The organism is Paenibacillus zeisoli, from assembly GCF_003994465.1.
Classification (GTDB): domain Bacteria; phylum Bacillota; class Bacilli; order Paenibacillales; family Paenibacillaceae; genus Fontibacillus; species Fontibacillus zeisoli.
The window spans coordinates 302,396-316,644 of the sequence record NZ_RZNX01000002.1; the positions used below are offsets into that span (position 1 = coordinate 302,396).

Below are 14,249 nucleotides of genomic sequence, written 5' to 3' on the forward strand. Positions count from 1 at the left end.
CATCGCAATCTCGTTACCCTCGTTCCTTTATATTTTGGGTACTGGAGGGGCCTGGCTCCGCTGAGCCTCCTGTCGAACCTGCAGCTGACCCTCCCATTGGGCCTCCTGTCGAACCCGCAGCTGGCCCTCCCGCTGAGCCTACCGTCGATCCCTCCGCTGACCCTTCCACTGCCACGCCAGATCCCGCTTCCAGCAAAGCCTGCTTCTCGGCCTCTTTCTCCAGTCTGGCCGCCCTCACGATATGCCTGGCTGCCTCCGCATAAGTGAGCCTCTCCTGGGGCCTCGTGTCCCAGGCCTCCCGCTGTTCCCGAAGCCACTGAAGCCTTGCTCTATGGAGCTCTTGCTCACGGATCTCAAGCTCCTGCAGCACCTCGGGCTGAACCTCTGCATACGAAGATGAGAGGTTCGCCTGACCCTCTTCCGCCTCCAGACTGGAGTCCCCGGGAAGATCCGGACCTGTGCTCGGACGACCGCCCTCGTATTTCCTAATCGACAACCAGGATAATCCCAGATGAAGAACATAACCCAGTGTGGAAGCCAGGCTGAAGAACAGAATAACCATCTCCGGCGTCTGATTCGTGTATAGGGCAAGGACGAGCGCGGAAGTAATGATGAGCGTGCGGATGATCTCCCGGTATAGATGAAGCTCCTGCCGCTCCATGACATCAATCGTGCTCCCAACCGAATTGGCTACGAACTGGCTCAAATACATAATCGATAGAATACGGATATAATCCCCGGACTCCCTCCACTCATCCCCGAACAGGAAAGAGAAAGCAGCGGGACCAATGGTGAAGAATACCGCAATAATAGCCAGCCCCAGTACGAACACATGCCGCACGGTCTTGAGGAATAGCGGCCGCATCTGACCAGGGTTTGAGATCATATATTCGGAGGACTCCGCCAGATATACATTGCGGACCGAGCTCATAATGAGCGTCATCGGTGAGCCCAGAATACGCTGTCCCAGCGCGAACCAGCCAGCCACATGAACGCCGTAAAAGGTTGCCAGCCAAATGGTCGGCAGGTAGATGACGACGCTGTTGAGCAGGTTGGATGCGAGCGACAGCTGTGGAAAGCGCCGGTACCGGTAGGCGCTTTCCCGCAGGTCCGGCCACTTCAGGTGGATAGCGTTCTGGCGCATATCACTGCGCCACTGCTTCCACTGGGGAATCAGCCCCCCGAACCTTCCAAGGATATCCCCGGCAATCAAACCTAGCGGTCCGAAGTGGAACAGGCTGAGGGTAATCTGGGAGGACACCTGCCCGATACTCTGCGTGTATTTGGTTCGGGCGAGCTTACGGTAATGCTTTTTGCGAATCAGCCAGTAGTTCAGGATCTGGTAACTTCCCCCGAAGAACAGGCTGATGGCAAACAGCAGAGAGTAGTGGGGCAGTTCACGGTCCTGCAGCCAGACCGAGAGCGGCTGCTGCAGCAGGAAGATCGCGACCCCGCTGGCCACGCTCACTCCGCTGCAGATCAGAAGGCACAGGCCCAGAACACTGGAGGCTGTCTTATCGTCTTCCGGCAGCGTGACTGCACTTTCATACGAGAAGGACACCAGCATCAGCAGAATGCCGATAATAGATAGGTAGATGGAATAGGTGCCATATTCAGCAGGGGTGTATAGTCTTGTTACTAGCGGCAGTGTCACCAGGATGATCAGCTGGCTGATCAAGGTGCCGCTGGCAAGCACAAGGACACTGCGCAGAAATTTATCCAGCGCTAACTTTCTGAAATAATTCCGCATGTGATTCTATCGGAGAGCCTCAATCACAGATTCAGCTACAATCTGCTGGACGGAAGCCTCGATCTTCGGACCGATCGGCAGCGACAGAACCTCTCCGGCCAGCAGCTCCGCGATCGGCTGGCTAATTCTCAAATGGTGATAGACCGGCAGCTGATGAACGGGAATCGGATAATAGATCACCGAGCTGATCCCCTTCTCCGCAAGCTTCGCCTGAACCTCATCGCGCCGCCCGCCCAGCACACGGATCGTGAACTGGTGGTAGACATGCCTTCCATAGTACTCCTCGGCAGGAAGAAGGATACCCGGAGTTTGACCCAGCAGCTCACGGTATATATCTGCCGCTCTCCTGCGGGCTTCATTCCATTCCTCAATGTAAGGGAACTTCACCCTCAAAATCGCGGCCTGGATTTCATCCAAGCGTGAGTTATAGCCGACCAGTTCATTCATGTACTTCTTCTTCGATCCATGGGCTCTAAGCATCGAGACTCTCTCGGCGAACACAGTGTTGTTCGTTGTAATCATGCCGCCGTCCCCAAAAGCCCCCAGGTTCTTGGAAGGGAAGAAGGAATAGCAGCCAAAATCCCCGATCGTACCTGCCTTCTTCCCTTTATACTCCGCTCCAAAGGCCTGCGCGGTATCCTCCACAACATAGAGTCCATAGCGGTCAGCCAGCTCTAGAATCGGGTCCATATCCACGACTTGACCGAATAGATGAACAGGAATGATCGCCTTGGTTCGCGGGGTAATCACTTCTTCGATCCGATTCACATCGAGATTGAAGGTCAGGGGATCCACATCAGAGAAGACGGGAACGGCGCCTACGTGGCTGATGGCTTCCGCTGTTGCGAAGAACGTAAAGGGCGTGGTAACAACCTCATCCCCCGGACCAACCCCGGCCGTCAGCAGCGCGAGAACCAGCGCGTCAGTGCCTGAGTTAAGCGCGATCGCATGCTTCACATCCAGGTACTCGGCGGCTTCCCGCTCAAATTCTTTTACATTCTCCCCCATAATAAACGCACCTTTGTCCAATACGTCCTCAATCGAACGCAGCAGTTGGGGCTTCAGCTCCATGATCTCAGGGCCGAGATCCAGGACCGGGACTCGCTTTAGGGTTACAGGCGGCTGCTCCATCTTCTACACCTCTTTCGTTAGATAAACTTCGTTCTGACTCCATTCATATTCACGCCCGCAGGACGTGCAGGCCGTGCAGACCGGAGATGCTGCGCAGGACATGCAGGCTGTGCAAGCCGGGGACGAGGACGAGCCTTCTTCCGCAAAATGAAGCGTCACTCCGCACCGGCACACCCAGCCAATCCGCCGGGCTGGAACTCCGGCATAGAGGGCGTACGGCGGGACATCCCGGTGAACCACAGCCCCGGCCGCGATCAGCGCCCACTCCCCGATCGTCACCCCGCACACGATCGTGGCATTTGCCCCGATTGAAGCCCCGCGCCTCACGATGGTTCTGCGGTAATCCTCGCGGGTATTGCGGGGAAATGCCGCCCGCGGCGTCAGTACATTCGTGAACACCATGCTGGGACCGCAGAAGACGTCATCCTCAAGTACGACGCCCTCATAGACCGAGACATTGTTCTGGATCTTTACTCCGCTGCCGATCGTGACATGGCTCCCGATATATACGTTCTGTCCCAGGCTGCACCTGCTCCCAATGACCGACGTAGAGGATACGTGCGAGAAATGCCAGATCTTCGAGTCCCCCCCAACGATAGCTCCATCGTCGATCACTGCGGTGGGATGAGCATAATAAGTCATGAGTACCTTGGCTCCTTCGGATAGGCTTCCATTTCTTTGACCTGAATTTCATTACTTTGACCCGAGCTACGTTACTAAGATCCGACTTCGTTACTGGGACTTCTTACCGTTACAGCAAATAATAATGCTCCGGCTTTTCCATCCCCCGCATCCCGTTACGGGTATCGAACAGGCACCGACTCGCGCTGCCAATCAGCCCGTAATCAAATCCGTAATGATCGGTCGTGATTACAGCAATGTCTGCCTCCGCCATCCGCTCTGCGGTCAGCTCTACACATTCATAATCCCGGCCGCGATGTCTGAAGGCCTGAACATGGGTATCGCTCACCCACACCTCAGCGCCCCGCTCCTCGAGCAATTCAATCATCTTCAGCACCGGCGACTCCCTGTAGTCATCGATATCCTTCTTGTAGGCGACGCCAAGCAAGTAGACACGCGAACCGCTGACTGGCTTCTTGTACTTGTTCAGAATCTCGCTGATTCGCTGCACGACGAACTCGGGCATCGCATTATTGATCTCTCCGGCAAGCTCGATGAGCCGGGTATGGTAGTTATACTCCCGGGCCTTCCAGGTCAGGTAGAACGGGTCGATCGGGATGCAGTGTCCGCCAAGTCCCGGCCCTGGATAGAACGCCATGAAGCCATAGGGCTTCGTCTTGGCCGCATCAATCACTTCCCATACGTTGATGCCCATCCGGCTGCACAGCACCGCCATCTCATTCGCCAGAGCAATATTGATGTGCCGGAACGTATTCTCGTAAATTTTCTCCATCTCTGCGACAGAGGGGCTGGAGACGACATGCACGTGACCGTCCAGCACTTCGGAATACAAGGTCTGCGCTACCTTGGAACAGGCCGCCGTGATCCCGCCCACTACCTTGGGTGTATTCTTCGTATTGAACGATCTATTGCCCGGGTCTACCCGTTCCGGTGAATAAGCGAGGAAGAAATCCTCTCCGCATTTCAGCCCGGTTGCCTCCAGGATGGGCCTCACCAGTTCTTCGGTCGTTCCCGGATAGGTGGTGCTCTCAAGCACAACCAGCATGCCCGGATGAAGGTACCTTGCAATTTCCCGAGTGGAATTCTCTACATAGCTGGTATCCGGCTGTTGGTAGGTATCCAGCGGAGTAGGGACACAGATGGCTACGGCATCGACCTCCCGGAGAAAAGAGTAATCCGGCGTTGCCTGCAGCAGCCCCTGTTGGACAATACTTCGCAAATCTTCGTCAACTACGTCCCCAATGTAGTTGACTCCGCTGTTCACCATATCGATTTTGCTCATCTGCACATCCAGTCCGATTACGCGGTAGCCTGCTTTTGCCTTCTCTACAGCCAGCGGCAGGCCGACATAACCAAGACCGATCACCCCGATGACCGCTGCTCTGCTCAGCAGCTTCTCCATTAATCCCTCGCTGTAATCCTGCGGCTTGGTCCTATCCCCCAGCATGATACATCCTCCATCCTCATATTCGATCAGGTATGAATCTCCTGCCGGCCAGCGGCCGTAATGATCTCATCCACAAGGCGGACGGCCCGGATCCCATCGTCCACCGTCACAGCCGGATTCCGGTCCTCTTCAATCGCCCGGATCAAATCTTCGATAATGCGCTGATGCCCGGGTACCCCGTAAGGATCCAGTTCCACACGCTGGGTGATCATATCGATCTCACCTTGGGTCATGGTGGAACACTTCCACTGCTTAATCCAGTTCGCTGTAGCTCCGCCGATAATCACATATCCATGCTCGCCGAACACACTGATCGACTCCTCGAGATTATGCTCATATACCGTCGTTGCCGCCTCCACGACCCCCAGCACTCCACTGCCAAACCGCAAAGTCGCGATCGCTACGTCCTCGGTCTCGATTCGGCGCAGTCTCGTATCTGCCATGGCTTGCACCTTGGTCACCGGACCGAACAGCCAGAGCAGCAGGTCCAGACTGTGAATCGCCTGATTCATCAGCACGCCGCCATCCATCTCTCGTGTGCCGCGCCAGGCGGCCTGATCATAGTAGGCCTGCGACCGATTCCAGCGGACGGTTGCATTTACATGGCTGATCTTGCCAAGGAGGCCGCTGTCAAGCGCCCATTTCAAATAACGGATCGCCGGCCGATAACGATTCGGGTGCACGACAGCCGCCTTGACTCCGCTAAGACGAACGGCCTCCCGGATCGTTTCGCCGTCCTGGGGCGTCAGCGATACTGGCTTTTCAATCACCATATGCTTGCCCGCCCGCGCCGCCGTCTCGGCGAGCCTCGCATGGGTCCCGCTCGGCGTGCAGATACAAGCCAGATCAATCTCCGGCATCTGCCGCAGCATATCGTGCATGCTTGTGAATACGGCAGCGCCGCATCTTGCGTGAAGCGATTCGAGCTTGATTGGATCCGTATCGCACAGCGCAACAAGCTCAGCGCCTTCAAGTGCTCGAATAGCCTCCATATGCTTAAGGGCAATATGTCCGCAGCCTACAATGGCACACCTAATCATGAGTCATCCCTCCATGTCATTTTCTAACTATATAAGTTGAACTAATGATTTACATGCCGTATGAAATGTTCCTATAATCGCTGTTGTTCTCAGACTTCAACTTATATAAGTGCTACGCAGACTTCTCCATCTTGCTGCCCTTCATACCGCTTCTTCGGCGCGATAGACGCCGGCTCTCCAGCAGGAGGCAAAGGCTTAAGGCGGCAAATAGGCCGATTAGGATGCCGAGCGCCAGATTGAACATCTTCTTCGGGCTGACCGGCTCGGAAGCCTGATCCATATCCGCATAATCGAGCACCGTCACTTTGGCGCTGGAGACAATCCCCTTCGACTTGCTGATGAAAGCATCTGCAAAAGCATTCACAATCGATACCGCGCTCTGTGGATCACGGTCTGTAGCATACAAATTAATGACCAGGGTACCGGGATCGGTGCGAACCTTGATCTTCCGCAGCAGCAGGGTTGGCGACTCATTCAGCGACAGCTTCTTCTTCACTTCACCCGCCACGCTGCGGCTCTGGATCGTATCCTCATAGGTCTTGGTCAGCATCTGGCTTGCCAGAAGCTCATTATAGGTGCCCGATTCATTCGCCTGGGCAATATTCGCCATTAAGCTGGCGGAGGCCTGATACTGCGGCTGTACGAACACATTGATCAGATAGGCGCCCCCCACACAGACAAGAAGGGTCAGAATTGCTATGATAAAGTGCCTTTGGACCGATTTGATTAGGAAAAGTACATTCAACACGCTCACCCTACCTTTTACCTTTATACCTGTATGGAATAGACTCCCGGTCTGTCTGACCTTTAAGCATTCAATTCCCCGGTCCTTACCACCGGACTCATCCTAAATTGCGGTTCACGGATCGGCGCAGCGCCGAGGATCTGATCGCTCAGCTCCTCCATATTGCGGCTCTCCATGCCATACAGCGATTGAAGCTTCTTATAATGGGCAAGAATTTCTTCCAGCAGCTTCAGATTGCGGCCCTGTTCATCCACTAAATTATAGGGATGGCACCACAAATGATAGACTTGGTTGTTCCTCGCGGCATGGGTCATCCCCCTCAGAATCCGTCTCAGCCGAAGCGGCTCAAGAAGCGCGAGCTTCCTGGAGTAAGAGCGCAGGAAATGACTGGCCGGCAGATTGATGGGTTCCCCCAACTGCGGTTCTGCCAAGGTATAACTATGAAAGCCTGACAGATTAAGATAGGTATCCATAAGTCGGAGGGCCCGCCGAAGAAGGGAGTCGCCCGTGCTGTATCCCCTCTTGTACAGCCAATGCTCCGGATTGCCCCGGTAAGCACGAATGCCTTCGGGCCATAACAGCTTAAGATAGTCGGGATTGACCTGGTTGCGCGGGAATACGATACTTTCAAGCTGAATGCCCTGACGCTTCGCGGCCCGGACTGCAGCCCGCAGGTCTGCCTGGAACTCGGCCGAGTCTTGTCCTGCTTCCAGGCAGTAGTAGTGGGAGAACGTATGCGTGGATACACGCTGATACGGGGTCTCTTCAATCCTTTTGATCAAAGAAAGGCCATAGTGCGAGGAATCCGTCTGTTCATCCGCACCTACTTCACCGCTGGCCAGGTGCGGGTAGGGGGACAGATTGGCATCCTGATACACAGGAAGCTTCGCAGGAATCCCGCGCAGCATCTGCTCCTTGGATTCGAAGAACATCAGCCCTACCGTTGCCCAGGTCGCGTGGATGCCGCCGCGCTCAAATAACCCCAGCACTTTCTTGATCGTCTCTCTTTCTACGGCAAAGTGCTTAAGGTAGTGAGATCTCGGGCAAATATCCCGAAGCCCCCAGTACAATTCCAAATCCATGGATATAACGAATTGACCCTGGTTCATAGGCATCGTGTTACCAAGTCCCCCTTAATTTAATGGATCCTTTCCTGTACGCTAGTTGCAGCATTGCTCGAATAAGAACGGGTCCATTCACTTGTCCGTTACAGGCAGTCATTTGGACCCTTCGTTCGCAGCCTGGGTCTGTATTTCATAGATATACAAATAGAGCGACCGTTATGCCAAAAAAGTAGATTCAGCATAAAGACCGCTCTGTAGTTAGCTTAGAATCAAGTTCTGACCGTAACATTCCGGTTGGTTGAAGCCAGTTGAATGTTAAAGGTTGAAGCTTCAATGATATTCCCGCGAAGGGCAAGGTTAATCTGGGTATATCCGTCCAGATAAGTAGATAGATCGATGCCCCCGCCATTTTTCATAATTATCGTATTGTCCTTGATCACTCCGAAATCCGCATTCTGCCAGGTCCATATTCCTCGCTCGCCGTTCTCCATCGTATTGTTCTTGATGGTGAAATTATAAATGTTACCCAGGCGGATCGCGGTTGTCCCTTTAATCGTGCTGCTGCTGCCCATAACAATCTTATTGCCATAAATCACTGTATTGCGCACGGTCTCTGTAGCACTAACCTCAATCGCCGCATAGAAGCTGCCAATCCCGTCAATTACGTTGGAGGAGATGATATTGTTGCTTCCGTACACACTGATCGCTGAGAACATATCCGGTGCCAGCTCTCCCCGATTGACTCCCTGATAGTAGTTGTTGTTCAAATAAGAATTCACAATATGGTTGCCGCTCACCTTGACCCCCTGGGCGTAGATCTTCATCCCGCGCTTCGCACAGTACTCAAGCAGATTCCCGGAGATCAGACTGTCCGTATTCTGGCCGTTATTCTCATCCATGGCCGGGTCCTCATAATAAATGCCGTCTCCGTCGTCAGCTGGACCGATATGATGAACATGGGAATTGGTGATCGTTACCTGTCTGGCGGCTCCCTCATTCGATCCCCAAGTCGTCGTGATATAAATGCCCCGGGCGATCATGGTGCCATTCGACTGATTAATCGCATAGATATTACTCACTTCCGAGCTGTCAATCTTGATCTGGCTCGTATTTCCGTACACTACGATCCCGGCTACCACTTCCGAGAAGCCCTCTTCCTCCGGATTCCTGTTCTGTGAGGCATTCGCGGCTGTCACTCCGGTTAGGGTCACACGCTGGACGCCCCCGCCTACGACAAGGACCCTGTTCACCTGCAAGTTCCCGTCTAGACTGAGGTTGCTGATCTCTACATCACTGCCTGCTACCCGCATCAGCTCCCAGCCGAACCTCTTGCCTGACGCCTTAATTATCGAATCGGTGCCCTGCCCAACCAGCTTGGTTCTGCTGCCGATAATCAGCGTGCGGGCCGGGTCGATCACATAAGTACCTTTCGGAAAAAATACACTGGCCCCTCTCCCGGCAGCCTGGTCAAGCGCCTTCTGTATATAGGGCGTATCATCATCCCGCCCGTTCCCTTTGGCTCCTATCTGCCTTACATTAATCACACTGCCGGAACCGCCGAGCTGGCTAATCGTTGCCTGTTGAACCGTATCTCCCGAATTCGCCATAGCGAGGATGGCGATCATGACTTGTTTGAAGAACCTTTTCACATTGCATCCCTCCATGACAAAATAGCTTGGCTAATCTTCTGGCTGTAACCGTTTGCCGCTGCAAATATAGGTGGGTCGGATGCGTCTTCTATAGTTAAATTCTAGCATCCCGCCTGTTCATCAAGAATCAGTATTAGCCTAAATTCAGCTGTCTAAGCAGCCCGAATATGGCAGGAGCATAAAGGGACGAAGAGTGAATATACATGCTTGTATAGGCAATTCGGGAAGACAAGCTTAACTATTTCTGTAAGATAGGAGAGTAGGAACCACATGTACGATATGAAGCTGCTGGAACGCTGGGCAGAATTCAACCGCCAAAAGTGGGGCTGCCGTGCGGTCATTCGCAGCTTCCAGGCTCCCGGCTCGAACAGCCGCTGCGAAAGCCTGTTCTTCTTCAACCGGAGGGGGAAGCTCTACCTCCCCCCTCTTAACCCATATCATCCCACTCTGTTCCATCCCACGCCCACATCCAAACCGCACCGTCTCAGCTCCCAGTGGCATGAAGTCGCAGCGCAGATGATTCTTGAGATGCGCGCGTCTATGGGAAGCGCCGGCTTCTGCCTGCCGCCTGAGTTCACCGATGTACGTCCATTTATCTGGCAGGGCTTCGAGGGAAGGGTGAAGTACACTTACTATCTGGAATTCCCCTTTCGCCTGGAGAATGCCAGCGGAGAGATCCGCGGCCGGATCAAGAGGGCTGCCTCAGAAGGCTATTATGCCAAACGTACGACGAATATGAATGAAGTGCATTCATGCCTGATAGGTACGGAGACTAGACAAGGATTCTCTCACCAACTGTCGCTCGAAGATTTGGAGCTGGCCCAGGAACTACTTGGGGAAGAGGCCTTTCGCTGTTATGTATGCTATTCCAGAGAGGGGGAGCCGGTCAGCGCAAGCGTAGTGCTGATGCTTGACCCGGATCGTCCGCAAGGGTGGATTGCCGGCAGCAAAGTGGAGCATTTAAGCAAAGGCGTTGTCCAGCTGCTTCAAAGTGTTCTGCTTCAGGATCTATCGGACCTTGGCATGAAAGGCTTTGATTTCGCTGGTGCCAACATTCCTTCAGTTGCCAAGTCCAAGGCACCCTGGGGAGCCTATCTCGTTCCCTATTACCTGATCAAAAAGCCGGTGTTCAAGGATGTCCTAAGGGTCACTTGGAACTGGTGGAGATTCGGCAGATTTAAGCGCCGCTTCACGCAGACAAAGACGCCATCCGGTTAAGGATGGCGTCTTTGTCTGCGTAATCGTACATCGAATGAGAGACACAGTTTCTTAATTTACACCCTACAAGCGGATGAAATCTGCTGATCAAGGCAAATCCCGATCCGTTCTCTCCTTCCGCACTTCTGCAGATGTCCGGCTAGATCCCTTTGAGGAATTCATCTGCATCCTTGTCCGCTTTCATCTGGTTGCACATATTACACGCGCAGACACAATTGTCCGGTGTCGTATGGCCTCCCTTGGCTCTAGGAAGCAGGTGGTCAATCGTATCCCCATATTCTCCGCAGAAGTAACAGGTATAGTGATCCCGGGTCAAAATATATCTGCGGAAGCCCTTGCTGGTGTAAAGCCTCCGGATCGTATGCGGGTTCACTACGACGGCGGCACGCTCCCTGACCAGGATCACCGCCAATTCCAGATCAATCTCCTGCTGCCAGCCTCTGCCCCGGTCGGTCCGCCCGCGCATGCGGATCCGGCCCAGATGATTCGGCCGCAGCCGGGATGGATCCGATGGATCCAGCGCGGGATCCGCCGCCTTCGGCTGGCGGTTAGACTCTGGCCGGGAAACGGACGCCGGCCTCGAAGGACCTTTGCCGCTATGCCGCTTCTGCGCTGCGTGCGAGGCCTGCAGCGCAGCAGAGGGCCCGGCAGCCGCAGCGGCCAGCGGCCCGGAAGAGCCTGCGGCGGGGTGCCCGGCGGCGTACGGCGACCGGGCGGTCCCCGCCTCGGCCTCCGTCGCAGGCTTCCGCGGCTCGCCTGCATCTCGAGCAGGCCCATGCGGGGGATGCTCCGGGCTCCCCGCATGGGCACTCTTATGCACCGCTGCCTGCGCGCGCTCCTGCTCCGTTGCCCGGGCACTCTTCCGCTCTGCCACCCGGCCACTCTCCCGCTCTGCCGCTCGGCCGAGCTCCCGCTCTGCTGCTCGGCCGCGCTCCTGCTCCGCCGCTCGGGTACTCTCCCGCTCCGCCGCCTGAGCAGTCTCCCGCTGCGGCGCTGCCGTGCTCTCCTCCTGGGAGGAGGCTGCCTTAAGCCTCCGGCGGCAATCGCGGCACATTCCCCGGCGTGCGCCCGGTCTGCTCCCCCTGCCGGTTCGGCGGAGAAATTCCGTAACCGGCTTCTTTTCCTCACAATGTGTACACTGCTTATATATAGTCGATTCATTTGATGTCATTGTATACGGGGCCACGTGATTAGATGGATAAGTATTATAATCCCGCCCCTTTCATCACCTCGTATGTTCATGATTAGATGTGAACTGTTTGTGCTGCCCGTCATACTTTAGAGTGTAGAAGATAGTGTCCCACTAGGGGCCGCATACCGAGTTATCGCGAGAGGACTTCTTCTGGACTTAATTGACTATTAGGATCTCTAAACTTATACCACTTATCCAGGTTTTTGAAGCTTCCATTCAGGTTAACCCCGTCTCCGTCCTGCTTTTCGGGGCATTTTTATGTATTTTCGTAATTTTTCAGAAATCTTTTGCTTTCCTTGAGCTTGCTAGGTTAAATCCTTTGGCTGAATGGGTAATGCTTAATTATGCAGGTTTAAGCACACAAGGCTGTGCTGATGGAGGAGGAGTCCTAAATTGAAAAGAAATCATACGATTATGCAGTTTTTTGAATGGCATGTTGAGCCGGACGGAAAGCACTGGAACCGGCTGTCAGAGCTCGCCCCTGAACTCAAGGCTGTTGGTATTGATGCCGTATGGGTGCCGCCTGTCACTAAAGCCATTACAAATAATGATACCGGCTACGGTGTGTATGACCTATACGACTTGGGTGAATTCGACCAAAAGGGAAGTGTGCGCACCAAATACGGAACCAAGGATGAGCTGGTTAAGGCCATTGCAACCTGTCAGCAGAATGGAATTCTCGTCTATGTGGATCTGGTTATGAACCATAAAGCCGGCGCAGATGAGACCGAGCGCTTTGAAGTGATTGAGGTCGATCCGAATAACCGGACTGAGGAGATCTCCGAGCCTTTCGAGATTGAGGGCTGGACCAAGTTCACTTTCCCGGGCCGCGGAAATACTTACTCTCCTTTCAAATGGAACTGGAAGCATTTCAACGGAACGGATTATGACAATAAGGAAGGCCGTAACGGCATTTTCCGTATCCATGCTGAGAACAAGCAGTGGGCCGAGAATGTAGATGATGAATTCGGCAACTATGACTACCTGATGTTCGCGAACATTGATTACAGCCATCTGGATGTACGTCAGGAGATGCTCGAATGGGGCAAGTGGCTAGTGGATACGCTGCAGTGCGGTGGATATCGGCTTGATGCGATTAAGCATATCAACCACGATTTTGTCCGGGAGTTCGCAACAGCGATGAAGAAGAAGCGCGGAGAAGACTTCTATATCGTCGGGGAGTTCTGGAAAGATGAACTGCAGGCCTGCCAGGAATTCCTGAATACGGTCGATTATAAGATCGACCTGTTCGACGTCTCTCTCCATTACAAGCTGTACGAGGCGTCTCATGCGGGAAATTCATTTGATCTTACGACCATTTTCCATGACACGCTAGTAGGCTCCCACCCTCTCAATGCCGTGACCTTCGTAGATAACCATGACTCCCAGCCAAATGAAGCGCTGGAATCCTGGGTGGAGGATTGGTTCAAGCCAAGCGCCTACGCCTTGATCCTGCTGCGCAAGGATGGTTATCCGGTTGTGTTCTATGGCGATTATTACGGCATTGGCGGTGAGCATCCGATTGAAGGAAAGAAAGATCAGCTTGATCCTCTGCTCTGTGCCCGTTACAACAAGGCCTATGGAGAGCAGGAGGACTATTTCGATCATCCGAATACGATCGGCTGGGTCCGGCTCGGTGTTCCGGAGATTGAGCGCTCTGGCTGCGCGGTAGTGATCTCCAATGGGGACAACGGCGAGAAGCGGATGAATGTCGGGGAGGATCGGGCCGGTGAAGTATGGGTAGATCTCACAGGGAACCGTGAAGAGCAGATTACCATCGAAGAAGACGGATTTGCCGTATTCCCGGTTAACGGAGGCAGCGTGTCCGTCTGGGCGCAGCCTGACGTTGATATTGAACCGGGTGAGGAAATTCCTGCCGATCTCATCTGCGGACAGCAGGAAGGGGAACACTTCGGGCTTGAGGAGCAGGCCTAGGAAATGGCTGCCAGGCAGCTGATTGATTATTCCCGTATCGGGTAAGTACTCTATACACTAACCTTAAGGAGTTGTTGAATATGAGTCACGATAATGGGCTAAGCGATAAAATCAAAGGCGGCGTGTCCAAAGCCAAAGGCGAAGTGAAAGACCAGATCGGGAATGCGACTGGCGACGCTTCACTTCAGGCAGAAGGCAAAGCAGACAAAGTTAAGGGCGCTGTTCAACAAAAGGTCGGCGAACTTAAAGACTAAGGCTGTCAAAAGAGTAAAGCTGCTGACGCAGCAGCTAACATAGCTAATTAGGAATACCCCCGTCCATCTCAATATGGGCGGGGGTATTTGCGCGGGTGCAAGACACTCATGTACAAAGATACAAAACTATAAGTGGCCTATACATCTCACAGTGGCATGTCACCCATTTAATGGTATAATTA

12 protein-coding genes are annotated in these 14,249 nt (G+C 53.9%); 3 read left to right on the forward strand and 9 right to left on the reverse strand.

All coding sequences use genetic code 11. From position 1 onward, the window contains the following. Positions 1–13: 13 nt before the first annotated feature. The 8 genes from EJP77_RS07405 to EJP77_RS07440 form a co-directional block, all read right to left on the reverse strand. Positions 14–1,750 carry a lipopolysaccharide biosynthesis protein gene (locus EJP77_RS07405; protein ID WP_127198581.1) on the reverse strand — a complete coding sequence of 579 codons (1,737 nt, stop codon included), beginning with the start codon at positions 1,748–1,750 and terminating at the stop codon, positions 14–16. Between the two features lie 6 nt (positions 1,751–1,756). Next, positions 1,757–2,881, reverse strand: coding sequence for a DegT/DnrJ/EryC1/StrS family aminotransferase (locus EJP77_RS07410; protein ID WP_127198582.1), 1,125 nt, complete (start codon positions 2,879–2,881; stop codon positions 1,757–1,759). 3 nt (positions 2,882–2,884) lie between these two features. After that, a complete protein-coding gene (locus tag EJP77_RS07415; protein WP_127198583.1) occupies positions 2,885–3,523 on the reverse strand; it encodes an acyltransferase in 639 nt (212 codons plus the stop codon). A 109-nt stretch (positions 3,524–3,632) separates the two neighbouring features. After that, entirely contained in the window at positions 3,633–4,970 is a 1,338-nt protein-coding gene (locus tag EJP77_RS07420; RefSeq protein WP_127198584.1) for a nucleotide sugar dehydrogenase, read from the reverse strand. Between the two features lie 26 nt (positions 4,971–4,996). Then, positions 4,997–6,010: a Gfo/Idh/MocA family protein gene (locus EJP77_RS07425; protein WP_127198585.1), complete on the reverse strand. Its 1,014-nt coding sequence runs from the start codon at positions 6,008–6,010 to the stop codon at positions 4,997–4,999. Between the two features lie 112 nt (positions 6,011–6,122). Beyond that, positions 6,123–6,758 carry a YveK family protein gene (locus tag EJP77_RS07430; protein ID WP_185897229.1) on the reverse strand — a complete coding sequence of 212 codons (636 nt, stop codon included), beginning with the start codon at positions 6,756–6,758 and terminating at the stop codon, positions 6,123–6,125. A gap of 59 nt (positions 6,759–6,817) precedes the next feature. Then, on the reverse strand, positions 6,818–7,870 hold the full coding sequence (locus EJP77_RS07435; protein ID WP_127198587.1) for a polysaccharide deacetylase family protein: 1,053 nt from the start codon (positions 7,868–7,870) through the stop codon (positions 6,818–6,820). 218 nt (positions 7,871–8,088) lie between these two features. After that, positions 8,089–9,468 carry a glycosyl hydrolase family 28-related protein gene (locus tag EJP77_RS07440; protein WP_185897231.1) on the reverse strand — a complete coding sequence of 460 codons (1,380 nt, stop codon included), beginning with the start codon at positions 9,466–9,468 and terminating at the stop codon, positions 8,089–8,091. 270 nt (positions 9,469–9,738) lie between these two features. Here EJP77_RS07440 and EJP77_RS07445 point away from each other — a divergent pair, with 270 nt between their 5' ends. Next, a complete protein-coding gene (locus EJP77_RS07445) occupies positions 9,739–10,686 on the forward strand; it encodes a GNAT family protein (protein WP_127198589.1) in 948 nt (315 codons plus the stop codon). Between the two features lie 139 nt (positions 10,687–10,825). Here the strand turns inward: EJP77_RS07445 and EJP77_RS20785 are convergent, their stop codons facing one another. Beyond that, complete coding sequence (locus EJP77_RS20785; RefSeq protein WP_246021781.1) at positions 10,826–11,857, reverse strand: HNH endonuclease; 1,032 nt, start codon at positions 11,855–11,857, stop codon at positions 10,826–10,828. 414 nt (positions 11,858–12,271) lie between these two features. Here EJP77_RS20785 and EJP77_RS07455 point away from each other — a divergent pair, with 414 nt between their 5' ends. Both EJP77_RS07455 and EJP77_RS07460 read left to right on the forward strand, forming a co-directional pair. Continuing rightward, positions 12,272–13,813 (forward strand): alpha-amylase, encoded by a 1,542-nt coding sequence (locus tag EJP77_RS07455; RefSeq protein WP_127198590.1) that lies wholly within the window; start codon positions 12,272–12,274, stop codon positions 13,811–13,813. Between the two features lie 80 nt (positions 13,814–13,893). Further along, positions 13,894–14,067, forward strand: coding sequence for a CsbD family protein (locus EJP77_RS07460; RefSeq protein WP_127198591.1), 174 nt, complete (start codon positions 13,894–13,896; stop codon positions 14,065–14,067). Positions 14,068–14,249: the final 182 nt, after the last annotated feature.

Coding starts and splice junctions, on each gene's coding strand:
- EJP77_RS07405 (WP_127198581.1), bottom strand. CDS start 1,750: ATGCGGAATTATTTCAGAAAGTTAGCGCTGGATAAATTTCTGCGCAGT.
- EJP77_RS07410 (WP_127198582.1), bottom strand. CDS start 2,881: ATGGAGCAGCCGCCTGTAACCCTAAAGCGAGTCCCGGTCCTGGATCTC.
- EJP77_RS07415 (WP_127198583.1), bottom strand. CDS start 3,523: ATGACTTATTATGCTCATCCCACCGCAGTGATCGACGATGGAGCTATC.
- EJP77_RS07420 (WP_127198584.1), bottom strand. CDS start 4,970: ATGCTGGGGGATAGGACCAAGCCGCAGGATTACAGCGAGGGATTAATG.
- EJP77_RS07425 (WP_127198585.1), bottom strand. CDS start 6,010: ATGATTAGGTGTGCCATTGTAGGCTGCGGACATATTGCCCTTAAGCAT.
- EJP77_RS07435 (WP_127198587.1), bottom strand. CDS start 7,870: ATGCCTATGAACCAGGGTCAATTCGTTATATCCATGGATTTGGAATTG.
- EJP77_RS07445 (WP_127198589.1), top strand. CDS start 9,739: ATGTACGATATGAAGCTGCTGGAACGCTGGGCAGAATTCAACCGCCAA.
- EJP77_RS20785 (WP_246021781.1), bottom strand. CDS start 11,857: ATGACATCAAATGAATCGACTATATATAAGCAGTGTACACATTGTGAG.
- EJP77_RS07460 (WP_127198591.1), top strand. CDS start 13,894: ATGAGTCACGATAATGGGCTAAGCGATAAAATCAAAGGCGGCGTGTCC.